This is a genomic window from Methyloceanibacter sp. (genome assembly GCF_050726195.1).
Classification (GTDB): Bacteria; Pseudomonadota; Alphaproteobacteria; order Rhizobiales; family Methyloligellaceae; genus Methyloceanibacter.
In genome coordinates this window covers 109,765-132,425 of the sequence record NZ_JBOHJC010000006.1, presented here as the reverse complement: position 1 = coordinate 132,425, position 22,661 = coordinate 109,765, and the positions used below count along the sequence as shown (strand labels likewise).

15 protein-coding genes are annotated in these 22,661 nt (G+C 66.0%); 10 read left to right on the top strand and 5 right to left on the bottom strand.

Annotated features, from left to right (window positions below):
* Positions 1-25 precede the first annotated feature (25 nt).
* Positions 26-1,204, top strand: a complete 1,179-nt coding sequence (locus ACRECX_RS06180) for a TIGR03032 family protein (RefSeq protein ID WP_431557945.1) — start codon at positions 26-28, stop codon at positions 1,202-1,204.
* Here ACRECX_RS06180 and ACRECX_RS06175 read toward each other — a convergent pair.
* The 4 genes from ACRECX_RS06175 to ACRECX_RS06160 all read right to left on the bottom strand — a co-directional run bounded on the left by ACRECX_RS06175 (position 1,201) and on the right by ACRECX_RS06160 (position 8,125).
* Entirely contained in the window at positions 1,201-3,609 is a 2,409-nt protein-coding gene (locus ACRECX_RS06175) for an AsmA family protein (RefSeq protein WP_431557944.1), read from the bottom strand. The two genes, ACRECX_RS06180 and ACRECX_RS06175, sit on opposite strands and share 4 nt — an antisense overlap.
* A 107-nt stretch (positions 3,610-3,716) precedes the next feature.
* Positions 3,717-5,129 carry a di-heme oxidoredictase family protein gene (locus ACRECX_RS06170; RefSeq protein WP_431557943.1) on the bottom strand — a complete coding sequence of 471 codons (1,413 nt, stop codon included), beginning with the start codon at positions 5,127-5,129 and terminating at the stop codon, positions 3,717-3,719.
* A gap of 174 nt (positions 5,130-5,303) precedes the next feature.
* Entirely contained in the window at positions 5,304-6,617 is a 1,314-nt protein-coding gene (locus ACRECX_RS06165; RefSeq protein ID WP_431557942.1) for a carbohydrate porin, read from the bottom strand.
* Positions 6,618-6,835: 218 nt separating this feature from the next.
* Entirely contained in the window at positions 6,836-8,125 is a 1,290-nt protein-coding gene (locus ACRECX_RS06160; RefSeq protein ID WP_431557941.1) for an imelysin family protein, read from the bottom strand.
* A 268-nt stretch (positions 8,126-8,393) separates the two neighbouring features.
* Between ACRECX_RS06160 and ACRECX_RS06155 the strand changes: the two genes are divergently transcribed.
* The 3 genes from ACRECX_RS06155 to pbpC all read left to right on the top strand — a co-directional run bounded on the left by ACRECX_RS06155 (position 8,394) and on the right by pbpC (position 16,864).
* Positions 8,394-9,314 (top strand): LysR substrate-binding domain-containing protein, encoded by a 921-nt coding sequence (locus tag ACRECX_RS06155; RefSeq protein ID WP_431557988.1) that lies wholly within the window; start codon positions 8,394-8,396, stop codon positions 9,312-9,314.
* Between the two features lie 123 nt (positions 9,315-9,437).
* Complete coding sequence (locus ACRECX_RS06150) at positions 9,438-14,663, top strand: alpha-2-macroglobulin family protein (protein ID WP_431557940.1); 5,226 nt, start codon at positions 9,438-9,440, stop codon at positions 14,661-14,663.
* The gene (gene pbpC, locus ACRECX_RS06145; RefSeq protein WP_431557939.1) at positions 14,660-16,864 is read left to right on the top strand and encodes a penicillin-binding protein 1C; all 2,205 of its coding nucleotides are present in this window, start codon (positions 14,660-14,662) and stop codon (positions 16,862-16,864) included. Before ACRECX_RS06150 ends, pbpC begins: the two co-directional genes overlap by 4 nt.
* Here the strand turns inward: pbpC and ACRECX_RS06140 are convergent, their stop codons facing one another.
* Positions 16,865-17,089, bottom strand: a complete 225-nt coding sequence (locus ACRECX_RS06140; protein WP_431557938.1) for a DUF3008 family protein — start codon at positions 17,087-17,089, stop codon at positions 16,865-16,867.
* A 98-nt stretch (positions 17,090-17,187) separates the two neighbouring features.
* Between ACRECX_RS06140 and ACRECX_RS06135 the strand changes: the two genes are divergently transcribed.
* The 6 genes from ACRECX_RS06135 (at position 17,188) to ACRECX_RS06110 (ending at position 22,620) form a co-directional block, all read left to right on the top strand.
* Complete coding sequence (locus ACRECX_RS06135; protein WP_431557937.1) at positions 17,188-18,240, top strand: ATP-dependent DNA ligase; 1,053 nt, start codon at positions 17,188-17,190, stop codon at positions 18,238-18,240.
* Between the two features lie 82 nt (positions 18,241-18,322).
* A complete protein-coding gene (locus ACRECX_RS06130; RefSeq protein ID WP_431557936.1) occupies positions 18,323-18,535 on the top strand; it encodes a hypothetical protein in 213 nt (70 codons plus the stop codon).
* A 101-nt stretch (positions 18,536-18,636) separates the two neighbouring features.
* The gene (gene miaB, locus ACRECX_RS06125) at positions 18,637-20,034 is read left to right on the top strand and encodes a tRNA (N6-isopentenyl adenosine(37)-C2)-methylthiotransferase MiaB (RefSeq protein ID WP_431557935.1); all 1,398 of its coding nucleotides are present in this window, start codon (positions 18,637-18,639) and stop codon (positions 20,032-20,034) included.
* A gap of 29 nt (positions 20,035-20,063) precedes the next feature.
* Positions 20,064-21,098, top strand: a complete 1,035-nt coding sequence (locus ACRECX_RS06120) for a PhoH family protein (RefSeq protein WP_431557934.1) — start codon at positions 20,064-20,066, stop codon at positions 21,096-21,098.
* Positions 21,095-21,640, top strand: coding sequence for an rRNA maturation RNase YbeY (gene ybeY / locus ACRECX_RS06115; RefSeq protein ID WP_431557933.1), 546 nt, complete (start codon positions 21,095-21,097; stop codon positions 21,638-21,640). The genes ACRECX_RS06120 and ybeY overlap by 4 nt, the downstream gene beginning before the upstream one ends.
* Positions 21,637-22,620 carry a hemolysin family protein gene (locus ACRECX_RS06110; RefSeq protein ID WP_431557932.1) on the top strand — a complete coding sequence of 328 codons (984 nt, stop codon included), beginning with the start codon at positions 21,637-21,639 and terminating at the stop codon, positions 22,618-22,620. The genes ybeY and ACRECX_RS06110 overlap by 4 nt, the downstream gene beginning before the upstream one ends.
* Positions 22,621-22,661: the final 41 nt, after the last annotated feature.

The following is a 22,661-nucleotide window of genomic DNA, read 5'->3' as shown; positions in this document are numbered from 1 at the left end:
AGTGTGAAGCGGGGCGGGGAGCGGCGTGATCAAGCGTAGAGTAGCGGAAGGTAGGGGCACGAAGCCCGTTGAAGCGCCAGCGCCCGAAGCGCCCGGCGAGCCGCAGGCCGCGCCGCAAGAGGACCAACAGACCGCCATCTCGACGTCGCGCGGCTTCGTGGACTTCCTCGCGTCGAACCGCCTAAGCCTCGCCCTCACCTCGTACCAAACCGGACAGCTGATGCTGATCGGGCCCTTGCTCGACGGCAGGTTGTCGGTGTTCCAGCGGAACTTCGTGCGCGCCATGGGGCTCGCGGCGAGCCCGCAGCGCATCCACCTTGCGTCGATTGCGCAAATCTGGCGGCTCGATAACGTACTCGGTCCTGGCCAGCTCGCCAACCAGGACGATTTGCACTACGAGCGGCTCTATGTGCCGCGCGTGTCCTACACCACGGGCGACATCGACGTGCACGAGATCGCGGTGGACCGCGGCGGGGAGCTGATCTTCGTCAACACCAAATATTCCTGCCTCGCAACGACAGACGAGACGCACAGCTTCAAGCCGGTGTGGCAGCCGGACTTTATTACCAAGATCGCGCCGGAGGACCGCTGCCATCTGAACGGCCTCGCCATGAAGGACGGCAAGCCGAAATACGTGACCGCCGTGTCGCGCTGCGACGTGGTGGATGGGTGGCGCGAACGGCGCCACGAGGGCGGCATCCTGATCGACGTGGAGACCGGCCGAGTCATCACCGAGGACCTGTCCATGCCGCATTCGCCACGATGGAACGCCGGCAATTTGTGGGTGCTCGACTCCGGGCGCGGGTATCTTTGCCGCGTGGACGCGAAGACCGGCAAGGCGGAGCAGGTGGTGTTCTGTCCCGGCTTCGCCCGCGGGCTGTCCTTCTGGCGCGGCTACGCGCTGTTCGGCACGTCGCTGCCGCGCGACGGCGCCTTCAAGGGGCTCGAGCTCGAGGACAACGTCAAGGCGCGGGACGGCGAACCGCGCTGCGGCGCCTATATCGTCGACACGCGCCAGGGCGATATTCTGCACTGGATCCGCTTCGAGGGCGGCGTGCGCGAGCTGTTCGACGCGGCGTTCATTCCGGGCGTTGGCGCGCCGATGTGCGTTGGGCTGGGGAGCCCGGAGATGCGCACACTCGTTAAATTCGACGGCGAAGCCTCAGGCTCGACGGCGGAGGCGGTCGTCTCACAAGGCATCTAGCGCAGGATTTCTTCGAGCTCGGGATCCATCGCGTCATCGTCGCTGTCGCCCTGCTCGGGATCGCCCGCCTGAGGTTGGCCTAGCGCTTGTGGGGCAGCGCGGCGCGGGCCGATCTGCACATTGCCGAGGAAGCGCCCAAGCGCCTCGCCCACGGGCCGGCCCTTGAACTTCTTTTGCAGCGCCTCGCCGATCTTGTTCACGGCCTCCGACGCGCCGTCGGGATTGGCGAAAACCGCCTTGAGCTCGGGCTTGATGCGCGGATCGTCGAGCGGGCCTTCGATGCGCACCGGGACCGTCAAGCCGGCGAGGTCGTTGGCCCCGTTCTTTCCTTCAGGCCCCTCCACGATTTGAGGATGCGCCAGGATGTCGATATTGCTCCGCGCGAGGTCCACGGTGCCCTCCGCCGTGACCTTGAGCAGCGGGCTGTTCATCTTCAGGTTCTTCGTCTCGGCGACGCCATCGGCGATCGTGAAGCTGCCGCCGAGATCGCTGAAGGCCGTCTTGGCGTCGGGCCCCTGGCGCAGATCGAACTCGCCTTGTCCAAGACCGCCGATCAAGGCGGTGATGTCGATACCTTCGATGGCACCGTTGCTCACCACGACGCTGCCGTCGCCACGCAGCGACGATTTGAGCGCACCGGCATCCACGCCTTCGCCACTCAGCTTGAGGGCAAGCTTGGTGCGGCCGGAAATCATGTCGAACTGGGCGGCGTCGCTGAGGAGCGGCTTCGCCTCCACGCCCTCGAGGCGGAAGTCGCCGCTAAACGCGGGCACGGGCTTCGATGCGTCGAAAACGAGCGTGCCGCTGGCATGCCCGTCGTAAAGCTCCATGCCGCCAAGCGTCGCGTTCATCACGCCATCGCGGAACACGACACTGAGCGAGCTCGGGCCGATGTCGAGGTGTCCGACACGGGTCTTGCGGACGTTGAGATTGAGGTCGGCATCGAAGGCGGCGGGGGGCGATGCGCGCGTCGCAGCAATCTCGATGTCAGAAACGGCGGTGGGCGGCGCCGCCACACGCTTCGGCGGTGGCGCAATCTCCTGCACAGGCTGTGCCGCAGCCCCTGGCGCCTGCATAGTCCGCGGCGGCGGCGCGACCTTTTGCACCACCACCTCGGTGGGCTTGGCGAACCAATCCTTCGGCGCCGCGGCGGGCGCCGGCGATGGCTCAGGCGCGTCCGTCTTGACCTTGGGGTTCTCGGCCCGCTTGCGCTTGCTAGCCAGGAACGGGTTGAGGTCGAGCTGATCGAGGGCAAGGGCTGCACGCACATGGGGACGCGGGCTCTTCAGCGCGATTACCGCCTGGGCCTGGCCGCTGGCATGCTCGAGCGCGAAGCGCGCATTGCTGAAGGTGATCTCGCCCTCGGACCAGGAAACTTCGCTCTCAAGCTCGCCGTCGCCGATGGCGGTCGCCATCGGCGGCGACTCGCGCATCAAGGCGAGCACCGAGGGGATCGAGCTTGCCTTGGCCGAAAGCCGGCCCTTGCCGGCAAGATGCGGCTCGGTCGCGAGGCTGCCGTCGAACCGCGCGGCGATCGCCTTGGTATCGAGCGCGAGGAGGAGCCGCGCCGACCGCTTCGCTCTAAGTTCGGCAGGCGTCTTCAGCTCGAAGCTGTAGTGGACCCTCTCGCCCTTCCAGTCGAGCTTGCCGCGGCCGACGAACGGGCGCGCGAGCGCCGGCAGGCTGAGCTCGGCGTCGATATGCTCGATGCGCTTCTCGGCATTCTCGTCCTTGTCGTCATAGATAATGACGACGGTGCCGTCCTCGATGCGCACGTCCTTGAGGCGCACGTCGCGGGATTTGGCGGGCATGCCGCCGGTCTCCGCCTTCGCGAAACGGATCTTGTGCGGCGTTCTGTCCTCATTGCCAAAGCGCAGTCGCGGCTCACCGCCGAGGCGCACGGTCAGCACGGGACGCACCAGGACGACGCGCTCGGCGTCGACCTGGCGGCCGAGGAGCTCGGCGAAGTTGAGATCGAGGGTGAGTTTCGCCACGGAAAGATCGGCGGTGCCGGCTTGCGCATTCGGATCGGTGATCCTGGCGTCGGTGATGACGACATGAGGGCCTGGCGTGAACAGCAGCATGGTCGAGCCGTCGACCACGAGGTCGCGCCCCGTCTGCTCCTTGATGCGGGCGGCGACGCGCGCCTCGACCCAGTCCGCCGAGATGATGAGGTTGACGGCGACGAGCAAGGCCACGAGCACGCCGACGACCGCGCCGCCGATGATCAGGACGCGCCGCCGGAGGCCGAGCGACCCGCTTAGCGAGAGGACGTGGCTCCACGCGCCCTGCGTCATGGCGCCGAGCGTCGTCCTCAGCTTCGCGTGCCAGGGCTGCGCCAACTGCGGCGGCAGGGGCGGAGGGTGCTGCGGCTGTCGGCGGTTCTGGTTGTTCTGGTTGTGCATTGGCGTCCCGAGCGGGCGCGAGATTAACCCGACAATTGAGGTAACAATAGGAACTGGGCGGCCAAGTGTCAGCCGGGTGCGGCGGAGCGTCCCGCTTAGTCAAGAGCTCATAGCGAATTTACAAAGGCGAGGAGGCGGTCTCGGTCTTCCTTGGAGAGTTGCGCGAAGGCATCGCGGGCGGCTTGCGCCTCGCCGCCATGCCACAGGATGGCCTCGGTGAGGTTACGCGCGCGGCCGTCATGCAGAAAGAGCGTGTGACCGCTCACGGTCTCGGTGAGGCCGATACCCCAAAGCGGCGCCGTGCGCCATTCGGTGCCGCTTGCTTCGCCCTCGGGACGGTTGTCGGCGAGCCCCTCGCCCATGTCATGCAGCAGCATGTCGGTATAGGGATAGATTAGCTGATGCGACAGATGCGGCTGATCGGGGACGTCACCGGTCATGAATTTCGGCCGGTGACAACTCGCGCAGCCGATGCCGTAGAATAGCGCCTTGCCCTTCAGCACCTCCGGATCGTTGGGGTTGCGCCGCTTGGGCACGGCGAGGTTCTGCGAATAGAAGGTGACGAGGTTGAACAGCTCATCACCCACCTCGACGTTCTGATATTTCGGCGAAGCGCCACTCGGTGCGTTGAGGCACTCCGGCTGATTCTCGGTGCAATCGCCAGATCCGTACGGCATCATCGTGGTGGAGATGCCGATGTCGCCGGCGAAGGCCTCCGCTGCCTGCTGGGCGATGGTCGGCACCCCGGCCTTCCAGCCAAAGCGGCCGAGCATCACCTTCTCACGCTCGCGCGACCACACGCGGTTCGGCTTGCCGGAGATGCCATCGCCATCGGCGTCTTCGGGATCCGCGTATGCCAGGATTTGTTCCTCGGGCACCGCCTCGAGAAGGCCAAGGCCGATCATTTGCGGGGCGATGCGCGGGCTGAACATGATGTCGGGGCTCATCGGGCCGTATCCCAGATCGGCGATCTCGTAGGTTGGGTCGCGCAGGCTCATCGTCTCGCCGCCCGCGAGCGTCACTGGCTTTTCCTTGTAGTCGATGTTGAGCTTGCCTTCGGACTTGAAACCCTGGATGGCAAAGTCCTGAAGTTGCCCGCCATAGGTCGGGTCGGGCAGCGAGTTGACGCTGTGCGCCGCGAGCCTGTCCTTCTCCTCTTCGGTGGCGGCGGGTACCGAGAGCCTGACCAGCATGGAGCCCGAGTCGTCAGGGACCTCGGAGGAAAGCGGCGGATGGCCGCGGCCATCCTTGAGATGGCAGTTCTGGCAGCCGCGCGAGTTGAACAGCGGGCCGAGCCCGTCGGAGGCGTCCGTGGAGGCCGGCGCCGAGACCCACAGCCGGCGAAAGATTGCATTGCCGATCTTGAAATCGAGCTCGCGCCGGAACCCCATATTGCCGGAGGAGAGCGAGAAGGCGTTGGCCGTGTCAGTCGAACCTCGCGAGGTGGCATCGCCGCCAGGCTTGTCCTCGCCAGGCTCCAGCTTGGTGAAGTCCGTGGTGGGCGCGAGCAGGGACGTCATCCCGTCCTCCTTGCTCGTGGCGTAGGTTGTCACCGCTCCGGCCAACAACGGCAGACACGCGCCCACGACGAGGGCACCGCTGAGCCAGGCTCTTGATGCCTGTCTCGACGGCGCTCGGTGGGTCAGCTGTGGTACTAGCTTTGCCTTTGAACGCGGTTTGGGCACTCGGCTCCGTCAGAAAGTGAATGTACTGCGTGCCCCCACGACTGTCGCATCGTCCAGGCCAGGATCGCCGGACGGATTCCAAATATATTGGAAGTCAGGCTGAAGAACCCACCAGTCATTGACCTGGAAGGTGTACGCAATTTCGATAAGCGACTCCTCCCTGCGCGGCCCTGGCTCACCTAGAGTGATATCATTCGCCGTCACGTCGCTGGAGATACCCGTATAGGCAAAGCCGATCGCGAGCGCATCATTGGGCCGGCCACGCATCATGCCGGTAAAGGTGAAGCCTGCGTCGAAGTAGAAGTCGACGAGGTTGCGGTCTTCCGGAGCGCCAGCGAAGCGGGCGAAGATTGCGACGCCTTGCGGATCCTCGCTGTTGGGAACACGCCAAATCAGCTGGTCGACAATGGCATACAGCGCCCAATCGTTGTCGAGCGGCCGCCCGTCGTTGCCGGTGATGACGATCAGATTGCCACCGACGTCGACGCGGTTGTCCGCGAACTCGCCGAAATGGTTCCAGCCGCCGATCCTGAGCACACCAGGAAGCCGTCCGCCAGCGAGCTCATAGCCGTAAGTGGCTTCGGCCATGAGCAGCGGATCGTCGTCCAGCTCGAAATCGAGGCCGTGGTCGTTGCAGCGCTGCGGATCGCCGCCGGCCTTGTTACATTGCGGTGCCGGGTCGCCGTTATAGACGCCGAGCTTAAGGTTGAGCCTGTCAGTCGCATCCCAGGATACCCGAACGCCGGGCGTGGCCAGCGGATAGGCGGGGCCACCATTCGGGTTGTTCTCGGCCGCGATCGGGGACCATCCCCAGGTGCCGTTGATGAAGTATCCGCCACCATCGGCGGCAAAGAATTCCTCGTCCGCGGCAAGCTGGCCAATGCGCACGGACACCCTGTCGTTGAACATGGACTGTTCGAACCACATCTCGAACAGCCTTGTGGCATCCACCGCTTCGAGGCTCGTGACCGGCATCAGGCCGCCGATATTGGCGCCCGTGATGGAGTTGCCGTGGATCTGATAGCCATTGGCGTGGAAACAGAGGCCGCGCCAAAGGCCGAGCTTCTTCATGTCCGCGTTGACGTAGATCTCGAGCACGCCTTGATATTCGCCGCCTTCATCGAAGCCACCCCAGTTGTAGAACGGCTCGGCATAGTACGCGCCACCAATGTCGATGCCGCCTCTGTTGAGGCTTGAGCGCATGTTGCCAATTTCGAACGGCGAGTACGGGTTTACCGGAAGATCGGATACCTCGGGTATCTCGCAATCGGCGTAGGCGATGCCCGGGACAGCCATGAGCGACAGCACGACCGCCGCTGCCACGCCTGCTGCTTTGGCGCCGCGCGGCGAAAGCCTAAGACTGCGGCCTCGCTTGCGAACAGCGGTGAGAAGTCCTGTGGCTAGGCAGCCTGGCCTGCTCCGGCTCTTGGTCATGTCTACAGCCCCCCAAGGCTTGCATTATCGAATAGTGCGCTTGTTATGTTATAACGTCTAACCGGCTCTACCCTCAGCGTCAACGCGGTTTCGGATATTTCGCTCGCTTATTGACCCTCGCCCGCCACCTTCTCCGGCGCATCGAGGCTGTTGGAGCCTTCGAATTCGATGGCCTTAAGGTCGAGCGCGGCAACCGCACGCTCGATAGCCTTGGTCTGGGCGAGAAGCGCATCGACCACGTTCTGCACCACTTTGTTACCTTCCTCGTTCCCCTCGCCGATCATCTGATCGTAGGACTCGGTGGCGAGGGCGCGCAGATAGAGCGCGTTCACGGCATCCATGGTGGCATCGAGCTTGGCGCGTACCTCCGCATCGATGTCGGGCGCCTTGGCCTTCACGAGGTCGGACACGCTCGGCCCGCCGACGAACGACCCGTCGGCGCGGCGATAGCGGCCGAGATAGACATTGCGAATGCCGAGCGCGTCGAAGAAGTGCGAGGCGTGGGTGTTGTCGGAGAAGCAATCGTGCTCCTCCTCGGGATCGTGGATCATGAGGCCGAGCTTGATGCGCTCGCCGGCGAGCTCGCCGTAGGACAGGCTGCCGAGACCGGTCATGATGGCGGTCAGGCCCTCTTCCTCGCTGCCGTCCTTGATGACCTTGCGCGCTTCGCCGCCGGCCGCCCACGCTTCCGCCATCCAGGCGAGGTCGTCGATGAGAAGATCGGTGACGGTGCTGAGATAGGCGGCGCGCCGCTCGCAGTTGCCACTGGTGCAGTTCTTCGGGTCGAAATCGGTGGCGGGCCGCGCGCCGGCACCAGGACCGGTGCCGTTCAGATCTTGGCCCCATAGCAGGAACTCGACGGCATGGTAGCCGGTGGCCACGTTGGCCTCGACGCCGCCGGCCTCTTGTAGGTCGTCGGCTAGCACCTCCTTGGTGATCTCGGTCACGTCGAGCTTCTTACCGCCGATGACAAGCGAGACATTCTTGATGACGTTGGCGGTGTAAAGCTCGTTCTCGGGCGACTCGGCGCCGTACGCCTCGGCGACGTAATCTATGAGTCCTTCGTCGAGGGGCCAGGCGTTCACCTTGCCCTCCCAGTCGTCGACGATGGCGTTACCGAAGCGGTAGGCTTCGGTCTGCATGTAGGGAATGCGCGCGGCGATCCAGGCGGCGCGAGCGGCGCGCAAATTCGCCTCGGTCGGCTCGGCGAGCAGCGCGTTCACCGCGAGCTTCAGTGTGTTGGCCGTATCGAGCGAATCCTCGTAGCCGGCTTGTGCAATGTCCGCATAAATCTTCAACACGTCCTTGGCCGTATCGGCGCCGGCGGGCGTAAAGCAAACGCCGAGCGCCAGGGTGGCAGCCGGCAAAGCAATCAACGATCCTCTGAGCATTGTCATCCCTTCACACTAGCCGGGCCACGACACCTTGGTCATTGGGCCCTATTCCCGGTTTGCACCGGCAAATCCGCCCAGGGGGAGGCGGAAGAATGCGACGGTCCGCCGGCCGGGACCATTGGACCGTCGCAAGGTTGAGATGAGGAAGCGTCCAGGCGATGGCTCAGACGCTTCAGACATTCGGGCTGGGCGGCCGAACGTCTTGTCAAAACACTAGCTCACCGCCTAACATGAACGTAGTGAACTCTTTTCAGCAGAATAGTTGAGCGCTATGCACTTAAAGGAAGTCGACGCCAATCTTCTGGTCACCCTCGACGCGCTTCTGGTCGACGCGAGCGTCACCCGCGCCGCCGAGCGGCTCGGCCGCAGCGCCTCGGCCATCAGCCACGCATTGGCCAAACTCCGCGAAATTTTCGCCGACGAGCTGTTCGTCCGCGCCGGCCAGCGCCTCGTGCCCACTGCCAAGGCGCTGGAGCTTGCACCAACGGTTCACGTCATCCTGGCGGGCATGGAAAGTCTGCTCAGGCCGAGCAAGCCGTTCGATCCGTCGCTATCCGTGCGCGACTTTGCCGCAGCGTCGAGCGAGGCGGGCGAGCTGATCCTGGTTGAGCCCTTGCGGCAGCGGCTCCAGTCGCTGGCGCCGAGCGTCCAGGTGACCTGGACGCCCTCGCACCGCGACGAGACCATCGATTCTCTCCGCAACGCGCGCAGCCACTTCGTCATCGACATGGAAGGGGCTCAAGTCGCGGCGCCCGACGTGCGTGTGGCGAAGCTGTTCGACGACACGCTCGCCACCTTGGGGCGCCCCGGTCATCCCTTTGCCGCGCGGAAGCCGAAAGCAGCCGCCTTCGCCGCTGCCGACCATATCGCGGTGAACACGCTGCCCACGCTCGAGCTGATCGACCGCGCGCTCGCCAAGCAGAGACTGTCCTGCAACGTCTCCTCGCACGTGTCGTCGGCCCTGGTCGGCATGCTGGTGGCGCTCAACAGCGACGCGCTGCTCACCCTGCCGTCGTCGCTCGCGGCGATCTTGGAAAAGCAGTTCAGGCTTGCCCGCATCGCCCAGCCGCTTCCGCCGGTCGCCCTGCCGTTACGGCTGATGTGGCACTCGAGCTACGACCGCGACGAGTGCCACCAATGGGTGCGCGGGGAGCTTGCCAAGATCGCGCAGGAGATTGCCGGCGCTGCTTAGGGACGCGGTGCCGCCTGGTTGTGCCGGTTGTGCCAGCCGACCCTCTGGTTTCCGTCACGATGCTCCATTACCATAGGCGCCATCGCCCGCCTGCCGCCGAGGGCGGGCGCCCGGAGGACGTCTATGGTTGCATGGTTTCGCGCCGGCCTCGCTGCCGCGCTGTTCGTTTTCGTCTCCACTTCCGCTCCTGCCGCCGACAAGACCTTTCAAGACGACGCGCTCGACGAGGCCGCCATTACGCTCGAGGCGAACCTCGCGAATGACGCGGGCACCGTCGAGCTGCCGGTCATCAAGCTGAAAGAGCAGGCCGCCGTCCAATTGCGGGCGCAGGATCTCGCGGCCGCAGCGCAAACCTATGTGCAGATCGTCGCGGTCGCGCCCGAGGATTCGGCTGCGTGGCGGAGGCTCGCCGATATCTGGCTCGCCATTCCCACGAGCGAGACCGACGACGGCAGCGTGCGCTACGACAACGCGCGCACGGCGGCGTATATCGCTTATCAACGGGCGACCACGCCGCAAGAGGATGCGGCGGCGCTGACGACGCTCGCCTCCGCCTTCGGCAAGCACGACGAGTGGCGCCAGGCGCTGAACGCGCTCCACCTTGCCCTTAAGCTCGACCCAAACCCGGGTCTACAGGCGAATTACGACCTGCTGCGGGAGAAATACGGCTTCCGCGTCTCCAATTTCACCGTCGATTCCGACGCGGCCTCCCCGCGCGCCTGCTTCCAGTTCAGCGAGCCGCTGCTCAAGCGCGCCGACTTCTCGCCCTACGTCGCGGTCGTCGGAGAAGACAAGCCCGCGCTCTCCGTCGACGATCAGCAGCTTTGCGTCGAAGGGCTGAAGCATGGCGAGACCTACGCCATCACCTTGCGGCAAGGCCTGCCGTCCTCGGTGGACGAAAGTCTGCTCAAGGACGCCGAGTTCAATATCTATGTGCGCGACCGCAGCCCGTCGGTGAGGCTCTCCGGCAAGGCCTATGTGCTGCCCAAGACCGGCCAGCAGGGTATTCCACTTATCTCCGTCAACACCGCGCTGCTCAAGGTCACGATCTACCGGATCGGCGACCGCAATCTGATCGACAAGGTGCTGGGCTACGAGTTCGAGCGCAATCTCTACCGCTACGATCTCGAGGACATTGCTGATCAGACGGGACAGCAAGCGTGGACCGGCGAGCTCGAGGTCGAGAAGCAGCTCAACGCGGAGATCACCACCGCCTTCCCCATCGGCGAGGCGGTGCCTGACATGGAGCCGGGCGTCTACATTCTCGCCGCCGCGCCCGCCGACGTGCCGGGCGACTCCTATAGCGAGCGCACCACCCAGTGGTTCATCGTGTCGGACTACGGCCTCACGGCGTTCTCCGGCAGCGACGGCATCCACGCCTTCGTCAATTCGCTCGCCACCACGGCGCCCATCGAAGGCGTCAAGGTGCGGCTGATCGCGCGCAACAACGAGGTGCTCGCCACGGCGACCACGGACGCGAACGGCAAGGCGAACTTCGCCCCCGGGCTGGCGCGCGGCGAAGGCGGACTGGCGCCGGCGCTCCTTGTCGCCTCAAGCAAGACGGGCGGCGACTACGCGTTCCTCAACCTTGTTCAGTCCGCCTTCGATCTCACCGACCGCGGCGTCGCCGGACGTGATCCGCCCAAGGGGCTCGATGCCTTCGTGTTCACCGAGCGCGGCGTCTACCGCACGGGCGAGACGGTGCACGTCACCAGCTTGCTGCGGAACGCCGAGGGCGTGGCGGTGCCCGACGTCAATCTGACCGTGGTGATCGAGCGGCCGGACGGCATCGAGTACCGGCGCACCGTGGTGCCAGACGAAGGCATCGGCGGCAGATCGCTCGACGTGCCGCTGATCGCCTCGGCGCCCACCGGCACGTGGCGGGTGGCGGTCTACTCCGACCCGAAGCAATCGGCGATCGGCACTACGAGCTTCCTGGTGGAGGACTATGTGCCGGATCGGCTCGAGTTCGACATCACCACCGACGCCACCGAACTTTCGCCGTCTCAGCCCGCCGAGATCGCGCTTGACGGTCACTTCCTCTATGGCGCGCCAGCGGCGGGACTAGTGATCGACGGCAATTTGCGAATCACCGAGGCCAAGGAGCGGCCAGGCTTCCCCGGCTATGCGTTCGGCATCAACGATCCGGACTCGGAGGATCGTTTCAGCGCCGAGAGCTACCCGCTCGTCGATCTGCCCGACACGGACGAGGCCGGCAAGGCGACGTTCGAGGTCGCGCTCGACGAGGCGCCGGTCGCGACCAAGCCGCTCTCGGCCGCCATCGTCGTGCGTCTCGCCGAGCCTGGTGGCAGGGCGATCGAGCGGACGCTCGACCTGCCCATCGTGCCGTCACAGACGATGATCGGCGTGAAGCCGCTGTTCAAGGGCGCATCGCTCGGCGATCAGGACACCGCCAAGTTCGACGTGGTCATGGCCGCGCCGGACGGCAAGGAGGTGGAGGCCAAGGGACTCAAGTGGCAGTTGCTCAGCATCGAGTCCAAATATCAGTGGTACCGGCAATACGGCTATTGGAGCTACGAGCCCATCAAGATCACTCGCCGCGTCGCTGACGGCACCATTGACGTGGCGCCAGGCCAGCCGGGCCAGATTTCCGTGCCGGTGACTTGGGGCCGCTACCGGCTCGAGATCGAGAGCGCCGACCCGCAAGGACCGCTCACCACCTACGGCTTCGACTCCGGCTGGTATGCCGACGCCTCCGCCGACACGCCGGACCTGCTCGAGATTGCGCTCGATAAGCCAGAGTACACGACGGGCGACACCATGACCGTCGCCATCACCGCGCGGAGCGCCGGCACGGTGACCTTGTCGGTGATCGGCGACCGGCTGATCACCCAAACCACGGCCGAAGTCGAGCCGGGTCTCGTCAAATTGCCGATTACCGTCGGCGACGACTGGGGCACCGGCGCCTATGTGCTCGCCACGCTGCGGCGGCCGCTCGACGAGGCCGAGAAGCGCATGCCGGGCCGCGCCATCGGTGTGCAATGGTTCAGCATCGACAAGGCAGAGAACACGATCGGCGTCGCGCTCGACCTGCCCGACCTGATCCGCCCGGAGACCAAGCTCCGCGTGCCGGTCAAGCTTGCCGGCCTTGCGGGCGAGGAGGCGCGCATCGTCGTCTCCGCCGTCGATGTCGGCATTCTCAACCTCACCGGCTACGAGCCGCCGGCGCCGGACGAGTACTATCTCGGCCAGCGCAAGCTCTCGGCCGAGATCCGCGACCTTTACGGCGACCTGATCGACGGCATGCAGGGCACCAAGGGCCAAATTCGCACCGGCGGCGATGGCGGCATGGGTGAGCTGCAAGGCAGCCCGCCGACCCAGCCTCCTTTGGCGCTTTACTCCGGCATCGTCACCGTCGGGCCCGACGGCACCGCCGAGGTCGAGTTCGCCATCCCCGCCTTCACCGGCACGGTGCGCGTCATGGCCGTCGCCTGGAGCAAGGACAAAGTCGGCCACGGCTCGGGCGACGTCGTGGTGCGGGACCCCGTGGTGGTGACCGCCACGCTGCCGCGCTTCCTGCTCAGCGGCGACAAGTCGACGCTTCGTCTCGATCTCGACAATGTCGAGGGCGCGACTGGCACCTACGCGATTGCCGTGTCGACGGCAGGCCCGCTCAGCGTCGAGAACCCCGACAAGTCGATCGAACTCGACGCCAAGAAGCGCGGCGCCGTGATGTTGCCGATTTCGGCCGCAGGCGTCGGCACCGGCACCGTGGACGTCGCGGTCACCGGACCTGAAGGCTTCTCCGTCGCCCGGCGATATGCGCTCACGGTCAATCCGGCCACGCAGATCCTGGCGCGGCGGACGGTGAAGCCGCTCGAACCAGGCCAAAGCATCACGCTCACCAACGACGTGTTCGCCGACCTCGTGCCCGGGACGGGCAGTGTGGCGCTGTCGGTGACGCCGTCGGCGGCGCTCGACGTGGCGAGCCTGCTCGCCGCCCTCGACCGCTATCCGCTCGGCTGTACCGAGCAGATCGTGAGCCGGGCGCTGCCGCTGCTCTACGTCAACGAGATGGCGCTCGACGCGAAGCTCGCCGTCGACACCAATATCGACGAGCGCGTGACCAAGGCGATCGAGATCGTGCTGGCGCGCCAGGGCTACGAAGGCGCGTTCGGACTATGGTCGCCGGGCGGCGACGACGCGTGGCTCGACGGTTACGTCACCGACTTCCTTACGCGCGCCCGCGCCCGCGGCTTCGCCGTTCCAGACGATCGCTTCAAACTCGCGCTCAGCCGCTTGCGGAACTATGTGAGCACGGCGCCGGACGTCGCTACCGACGGCGGTCTTGCGCTGTCCTACGCACTCTACGTGCTGGCGCGGAACGGCCAGGCGCCGGTGGGCGACCTCCGCTACATCGCCGACGTCAAGCTGGACAAGCTCGGCACGCCGACCGCTCAGGCAGAAATCGGCGCGGCGCTCGCCATGCTCGGCGACAAAGTGCGGGCGGAGAAGGCATTCAGCGCCGCGGCCGGCGGTCTCCCCCTGGAGCCCAAGTTCGCAGGCGGGCGCCCAGACTACGGCTCGGTGCTTCGCGATGCGGCCGTGGTGGTGACGCTCGCCGCCGAAGGCGATGCGCCGAAGGTGATCCTGGTCAGCGCCACGCAGCAGATCGACAAGGCGCGCGACCTCGTCACCTACACCTCGACGCAAGAAGACGCGTGGCTCGTGCTTGCCGCCCGCGCGCTGGGCAAGCAGGGCGTGAGCCTTAGCATCGAGGAAGGCGCCGGCGGCGAAGGCGGCCAAGAGGGGCCGCTCTACCGCACCTTCGATGAGGAGGAAATCGGCATTAACCCGCTGACCGTGACCAACAGAGGCGACACGCCGCTCGACGCGGTCATCTCGGTCTCCGGCGCGCCGACCTCGCCGGAACCAGCGGCCGATCACGGCTTCAAGCTGGAGCGCACATTCCACACGCTCGACGGCGAAGAGGTCGACATCGCCGCGGCGAAGCAGAATCAGCGCTTCGTGGTCCTGCTGACGGTCACCGAGGCGCAACCGCAGTTTGCGCGCGTCGCGCTCACCGACTACGTACCGGCCGGCTTCGAGATCGACAACCCGCGGCTCGTCTCCTCCGCCGACACCGGCGGCCTCGACTGGATCGAGGGCGCGGCCGATCCCGTACACACGGAGTTCCGCGACAACCGGTTCGTGGCGGCGTTCGAGCGCAGGAGCGACAGCCCGGTGGTCTACACCGTGGCCTATATCGTGCGCGCGGTGTCGCCGGGAAGCTATGTGCTGCCGCAGGCCGTGGTCGAGGACATGTACCGCCCCGACCGTTTCGGCCGCACCGGCACCGGCGCCGTCACGGTGACCTCGGCGAGATGAACAAGGACGCAGAGACCCCCTCTCCCCAGTGGGGAGAGGTCGGCGCGCGAAGCGCGCCGGGTGAGGGAGCCGAAGACTCGACGACTCGCTCTAATCCCCCTCACCCCGGCCCTCTCCCCACAGGGGAGAGGGAGAAGTGGAAGCGCAGTGCCCGTTATGCCGGCGTTGCGGCCGTCTGGATCGCCGCTGCCGTCGCCGGCGGGGTAGCCGGCTTGATGCAGGCGTTCGGGCCGGCGCCGCTCGGGCGCAATCTCGAACTGTCGAGCACGGTGCTCGATCGCAACGGCAAGCTGCTTCGGGCTTACCTCACCAGCGAAGGCCGCTGGCGGCTGCCGGCTTCCGCCACTGACGTCGATCCGCATTTTCTCGACGCGCTGTTCGCCTACGAGGATAAGCGGTTCCTGTCGCACAACGGCGTCGATCCCCTGGCCATGATGCGCGCCGCCTATCAGCTCGCGAGTCAAGGGCGCATCGTGTCGGGCGGCTCGACCCTCTCCATGCAGGTGGCGCGGCTACTCGAACCGCGGCGCGAGCGCTCGCTCCACACCAAGCTCAGGCAGGCGCTGCGCGCGCTCCAGCTCGAATGGGCGCTGAGCAAGGACGAGATCCTGAGCCTCTACCTTACGCTCGCGCCGTACGGCGGCAATCTCGAAGGCATCCGCGCCGCGTCACTCGCCTATTTCGGCAAGGAGCCGCGCCGGCTCACGGTCGGTGAGCTCGCCCTGCTCGTCGCGTTGCCGCAATCGCCTGAGTATCGCCGGCCTGACCGCTATCCCGAGCGGGCACGGCTCGCACGCGATCGCGTGCTCGACCGCATCGCGGACCAAGGCCTGTTCAGCACGGCCGAAATCGCCAAGGCCAAGACCGAGCCGGTGCCGGATGCCCGCAAACCCCTGCCGCTGATCGCGCCGCACGCGGCGGACGAGGCGAGGGCGGGGTCGCCCAAAGACGAGATCATCGAGCTCACCATCGACGGCCGGCTGCAGCGGCGGCTCGAAATGCTGGCGCGCGAGCGGGTGGCCGCTCTCGGCGAGGCGATGTCGGCGGCGATCGTCGTGGTGGACCACGCCACCGGCGAGATCCTGGCCCGGGTCGGCTCGCCCAACTATTTCGACGAGCGGCGCGCCGGCCAGGTGGACCTGACGCGCGCGGTGCGCTCGCCGGGCTCCGCGCTAAAGCCCTTTATTTATGGGCTCGGCTTCGAGGATGGGTTGATCCACCCAGAAACCCTGATCGAGGACCGGCCGATCCGCTACGGCGACTACGCGCCGGAGAATTTCGATCAAAGCTTCCAAGGCACGGTCACCGTGCGCCGCGCGCTACAACAGTCGCTCAACGTGCCGGCCGTCGCCGTGCTCGAAGAGGTGGGGCCGAGCCGGCTGATCGCTCGCCTCGGCGAAGCGGGCGGCGCGCTCGTGCTGCCGAAGCAGGAGACGCCGGGGCTCGCGCTCGGCCTCGGCGGCATCGGTGTGCGGCTGCTCGACCTCACCGCGCTCTATGCCGGACTCGCGCGGCAAGGGACCTTGCTGCCGCTTCACGAGCGGCTCGACGCCTCGCCTGCGCCCCTCAAACGCCTGCTCGACCCGGTCGCCGCCTGGTACGTCGCCGACGTACTGCGCGGCGCGCCGCCGCCACCCAACGCGCTTGGCGGACGCATCGCCTTCAAGACCGGCACGAGCTACGGCTATCGCGACGCCTGGGCGCTCGGCTTCGACGGCAAGTATACGATCGGGGTGTGGGCCGGGCGGCCGGACGGCGCGCCGGTCAGCGGCCTTGTGGGGCGGACCGCGGCGGCGCCGATCCTGTTCGAAGCCTTTGCGCGCCTTGCCGAGAAGCCGAAGGTCCTGAAGCGGGCGCCAAAGGGGGCACTCGTCGCGACCACGGCGAAACTGCCGCCGCCGCTTCGCCGCTTCACCTCCCGCGCCAATGCCGGCGAGGCGATGACGCCGAAAGTGCGTATCGTGTTCCCGCCGCACGGCGCGAGCCTCGCACTCTCCGGCGAGGGCGCCGAGCTCGATCCCATCGCCATCAAGATCGCCGGCGGTGCGCCGCCACTCAACGTGCTAATCAACGGCCTGCCGCTCAAGTCGACCAATACGGCGCGCACTCTATTCTTCGCGCCGGACGGGCCGGGCTTCGTGCGGCTCACGGTGACCGACGCGAACGGCACGGCCGACAGCGTCGTGGTGCGGCTGCAATAGTCATTTCGACTTGCGCGACCGCGACTTTCTGGAGCTCGACTTCTTTCTCGCGCGCTCGGGCTTATCCTTGCGCTTGGTGGACGCCATCTTGTCGAGCTCCTTCTCGCTCATCGACTTGTACATGCTCTTCGATGCGCCCTTGAGCTTCTTCACGGGCGTCTTGCCGCGCTTGGCCGACAGCGCCGCGCCGGCAGCCTTTTGCTGCGCTCCGGACTTTGCTGGCATGGGACCTGCTCCAGTGTTGAGATTGCCGCACGAGCAACGCGGCGCGGGCGATCCGCGTTCCCGATTGGCTTGACCACAGTTTGGCGGTAACCACGGTCATGGCCGCACCGCGCTCGCTTGCCGACCTCGCCCTTCCCTTGGACCTCGAGCCCATGGAGGCAAAGCTCGTCACCGAGCTGCCTGAGGATCCCGGCTGGCAGTACGAGCCCAAATGGGACGGCTTCCGCTGCCTCGCGTTCCGGGCGGGCGACGAAATCGATCTTCGGGCAAAATCCGGCAAGCCGCTGGCGCGGTATTTCCCCGAGGTCGTCGCGTTCCTGAAGCGCTTGCGGCCGAAATGCTTCGTGCTCGACGGCGAGCTGGCGATACCTCTCGGCGGCAGTCTCTCCTTCGACGCGCTGCAACAGCGCGTGCATCCGGCCGAGGGCCGCATCAAGAGACTCGCGGCAGAGACGCCGGCGGTCTTCATTCTGTTCGACATGCTGCTCGATACGAAGAACAAGAGCCTCATCGAGGCGCCGCTGACGAAGCGACGCGCGGCGCTCGAAGCATTCTATAAGTCGGCGGGCAAGACCGAGAGCCTCAAGCTTTCGCCCACCACGCGCGACCGCAAAAAGGCGGAAGCCTGGCTGCGCGACGCGCGCGGCGCGCTCGACGGGGTCATCGCCAAGCAGAGCGACGGCCCTTATTTGCCGGGAGCGCGCGCGATGCTGAAGGTGAAGCATCTGCGCACCGCAGACTGCGTGGTCGGCGGGTTCCGCTATGCGGCAAACAGCAATGACGTCGGCTCGCTGCTGATCGGGCTCTACAACGCCGACGGCAAGCTCGACCACGTCGGCTTCACCGCCACCATTACCGACAAGGAGCGCCCGGCGCTGACCAAGCAGCTCGAAGCGTTGATCGAGCCGCCCGGCTTCACCGGCAAGGCACCGGGAGGTCCGAGCCGCTGGTCGACAGAGCGCTCGAGCGAATGGGAACCGGTGAAGCCGAAGATCGTCGTCGAAGTGCGCTACGATCACGTGACCGGCGGGCGCTTTCGCCACGGCACCAAGCTCGTGCGCTTCCGCCCCGACAAGGCGCCGCGGCAATGCACATTCGAGCAGTTGAAGGCGGCAACGACCCCCGAAAATGCCAAGCTTTTGCTAAAGTGACGGCGCGCTGCGGCCAAGCTTGAGCCAGATTGCGGTTGAACCATCCGAGCTTGGGAGGGCGGTCAACGAAAGGAGACCACCCATGTACAAGTACGTCATCGCAACCGCTCTCACGCTCGGCGTGGCGACATCCGCCATCGCCGCCGAGTTCTACGTCGGGATCGACCAGGCGACCAAGCAGTGCCGCGTCACGTCGCAAGAGCCGGACGGCACGGTAATGAAGCAGGTAGGCACGCCCTACGAATCGATGGATGAGGCCCAGCAGGCAATCACCACCCTGCCAGAGTGCTCATAGTCCAGAGTTCAGACGCCCGGCCCCAACGGCCGGGCGTTTCGGCCCTCCTTTTGCCGCTTCCAGCCCTTGACGAGGAGCCGCCTCCGGCCCAACAACAGGGTATGGCGCAAACCCCCCATAAGCCTTCGCCCAAGAAGCTGCATATCAAGACCTTCGGCTGCCAGATGAATGCGTACGATTCCGAGCGCATGGCCGAAGCGCTCGAGCCTGCCGGGTTTGAGCTCACCGAGAGCCTCGCCGACGCCGACCTGGTCATTCTCAACACCTGCCACATCCGCGAGAAAGCGGCGGAGAAAGTCTATTCGGAGCTCGGCAGGGTGCGACTTGCCAAGGAGGCGCGGAGAGCGCGCGGCCGCGACACGATGGTCGCGGTGGCGGGCTGCGTTGCGCAAGCCGAGGGCAAAGAGATCGTCACGCGTGCGCCGGTGGTCGACATCGTGGTCGGCCCGCAGAGCTACCACCGTCTCGCCGATCTCGTCGCCGAGGCAGGATCTGGCGGCAGGGCCCTGGTCGAGACCGAGTTCCCCCCCGAGGACAAGTTCGCGCATCTGCCGGCCCGGACAAGTGAGCGGAGACAAGTCTCCGCGTTTGTCACCGTGCAGGAGGGCTGCGACAAGTTCTGCACGTTCTGTGTCGTTCCTTACACGCGCGGCGCGGAATATTCGCGGAGCGTGGGAGAGATCGTCGCCGAGGTGGAGCGGCTTGCCGCGCGCGGCGCCCGCGAGATCACTCTGCTCGGGCAGAACGTGAACGCCTATCACGGCAACGGTCCTGACGGGAGGCCGTGGACTCTGGCGCGCCTGTTGCGGCGGCTTGCGGAAATTCCGTCGATCAAGCGGCTACGCTACACGACGAGTCACCCGCAGGACATGGACGACGAGCTGATCGCGCTGTTCGGCGACGAGAAGAAGCTCATGCCCTATCTCCATCTGCCGTTCCAGGCGGGCTCCGACCGCATCCTCGCGGCGATGAACCGAAAGCATACGGCGGATGAGTACGAAGCGCTGATTGCCAAGGTGCGGGCGGCGCGGCCGGACATCGCGCTCTCCACAGATATCGTCGTCGGCTTTCCCGGCGAGACAGACGAGGATTTCGCCGACACCATGGCACTCGTGCGCCGCGCCCGATTCGCGCAAGCCTTCTCATTCAAGTACAGCGCGCGGCCGGGCACGCCGGCGGCGGGCCTCGAGGACCAGGTGCCGGAGGCGGTGAAAAAACAGCGGCTCGCGGTTCTGCAAGGCTTGCTCGAAGGCAGCCGGCATGACTTCGACCGGCAGACGGTCGGACGGAGGCTGCCGGTGCTGTTCGATGGCAAAGGGCGGAAACCGGGACAGGTCGCCGGGCGTTCACCTTATCTACAGGCTGTCCACGTAGAAGGCCCCGAAACGCTGATCGGCCATATCGCCGAGGTTGACATCTCGGCCGCCGGACCGAACAGTCTTACCGGTGTCATAAAATCGGGATTTGAATGGCGCGAGCCAGTTCAGGCGGCCGTTTGACCAGCAAGGCCAGCGTTCGGAAAGCATCCTTGGCACGCGGGCGTGGAGCGGCGGCGAAGCGCGCGAGCGCGGCGCGGATCAACGGAAGCGGAGAGCCGACAGTCGTCTATTTCGACGATATCAGGCTCGTGCGCGATCTCCTCGGCGACTATGACGCAAATCTTGCCGTGCTCGAAGATCGCCTCGGCGTTGAAGCAGTGGTGAACGGCAACGCCGTCGCCTTGCGTGGCCCAGACGAAGCCTGCGCCACGGCGAAGTCGGTGCTCGAACAGCTCTATGCCAGGTTGTCGCAAGGCGAAGCGATCGGCGCCGGCGAAGTGGTCGGCGCGATCCGCCACGCCCGCGTGGCCGAACCCGACGAGGATGCCGACGCGGGCGTCACGGTTCCCACCGCGCAGCAGATCCGCACGCGCAAGCGCCTCATCACGGCACGCACGCCGGCGCAAAGCGCCTATCTCGAATCGCTGCAGCGCAATGATCTCGTGTTCGCCACCGGCCCGGCCGGCACCGGCAAGACGTATCTCGCCGTGGCCTTCGCCGCGGCGTGTCTCGAAGGCGGGCGTTGCGACCGCTTGATCCTGTCGCGACCGGCCGTCGAAGCCGGCGAGCGCCTCGGCTTCCTGCCCGGCGACATGCGCGAGAAGGTCGATCCCTATTTGCGTCCACTCTATGATGCCCTTTATGATGTGCTCGCGCCCGAACGGGTCGAGCGTGGGCTCGCCACGGGCATAATCGAGATCGCGCCGCTTGCTTTCATGCGCGGACGCACCCTCTCCCATGCCATCGTCATTCTCGATGAGGCGCAGAACTGTACGGCGGTTCAGCTCAAGATGTTCCTGACCCGGCTGGGCGAAGAGAGCAAGATGATCGTGACCGGCGACCCGACCCAAGTCGATCTGCCGCCGGGCAAGGATTCCGGCCTCAACGAGGCGATCGACATCCTGCGCGGCATCGACGAGATCGACCACATCGCCTTCACCAAGGCGGACGTGGTGCGCCGCGAGCTGGTGGGCCGCATCGTCGAGGCCTACGAATCCGTCCCCCAAAAGGGTGGGCGCAAATGAGCGAAGGCGGCCCTAGTCGCAACAGCGCCGAGCCTGCCCAACGGGCGGAGCTTGTGGTCGAGGTCGTCCGCCACGGCGGCGCTCGGGAAGCCAGTGGGATCAGCGACGCCACCGTTGAACTCGCCGCACATGCTGCGTTTGCCGTGGCCCCTCCCCGACCGCCCGCGTTCTACGAGATCACCATCGTCCTGACCGACGACGTGGAGATGCGCGAGATCAACCGTTCCTGGCGCGACAAGGATGCCCCCACCAACGTGCTGTCGTTTCCCGCAGGCGATGCGCCCGGCGAGCCGCGCTTTCTCGGCGATGTGGTGATCGCCTATGAGACCGCGCTCAAGGAGGCGATCGAGTCGGGCGTCCCGCTCGCCGACCACATCTCGCATCTCGCGGTCCACGGCATTCTCCATCTGCTTGGCTTCGACCACATAGACGACGAGGCGGCGGAGCGGATGGAAGGTTTGGAGAGAACGGCCCTCGCCTCGCTCGGCGTCGCCGACCCTTATCGAGGCGGGGAGACCGCCCTTGCGGAGGTATCGCCATGAGCAGCAGTCCGTCAGCCGAGCAGGAGCTCGAGGCTGAGCAGACGCCGCGCGTCGAGGAGGACACGACCTGGTTCGAACGCCTGCTGCAGACGTTTGGCCTCGGCGAAGAGCCGGACCTGCGCGAGCTGATCGAGGACGCGCTCGCCCGCAGCAAGAGCGACACGTTGAGCGCTCAGGAGCGCAGCATGCTGCTGCGCATCCTGCGCTTCGGCAAGCTCACGGTCGAGGACGTCATGGTGCCGCGTGCCGATATCATCGCCGTGGAGGAAGGCGTCAGCCTCGAGGAGCTGACGCGCGTATTCCGCAAGGCGGAGCATTCGCGGCTTCCCGTCTATCGCGAAACGCTCGACGATCCGCGCGGCATGATCCACATCCGCGATCTGATGTCGTGGATTACCGAGGAGGCGAACGGCGAGGACGGCAGCCTCGATCTTGCCAAGGTCGACCTCAAACGCAGCGTCGGCTCGATCAACATCGCGCGCGAGCTGATCTACGTGCCGGGCTCCATGTCGGTGCTCGACCTCTTGCTCAAGATGCAGACTTCGCAGCTTCACCTCGCACTCGTGGTCGACGAGTATGGCGGTACCGACGGCCTCGTCTCCATCGAGGACCTTGTCGAGGAGGTGGTCGGCGAGATCGCCGACGAGCATGACGTCGAGGAGGAGCCGCTGATCCGCGTCGATCAGCGGCTCGGGCTGATCGCCGACGCGCGCACGCCGGTCGAGGAAGTCGAACAACATCTTGGCATCGAGCTGGTCCCGGAGGAGCACGAGGAAGACATCGATACGCTGGGCGGCGTCGTGTTCTCCATCGCCGGCCGCGTTCCGGCCAGGGGCGAACTCGTGCATCATCCGACCGGGATCGAGTTCGAGGTTCTCGAGGCCGACCCGCGCCGCATCAAGAAACTGCGCATCCACCTGCCCAAGTCCTCTGAACCCTCGGCAGCTTCCACATCGACTTCTGAGAGCCAGAAATCCTAATGTGGCCGAGCCCGGGGCTCTCCCCTCCTCCTTGAGGGGGA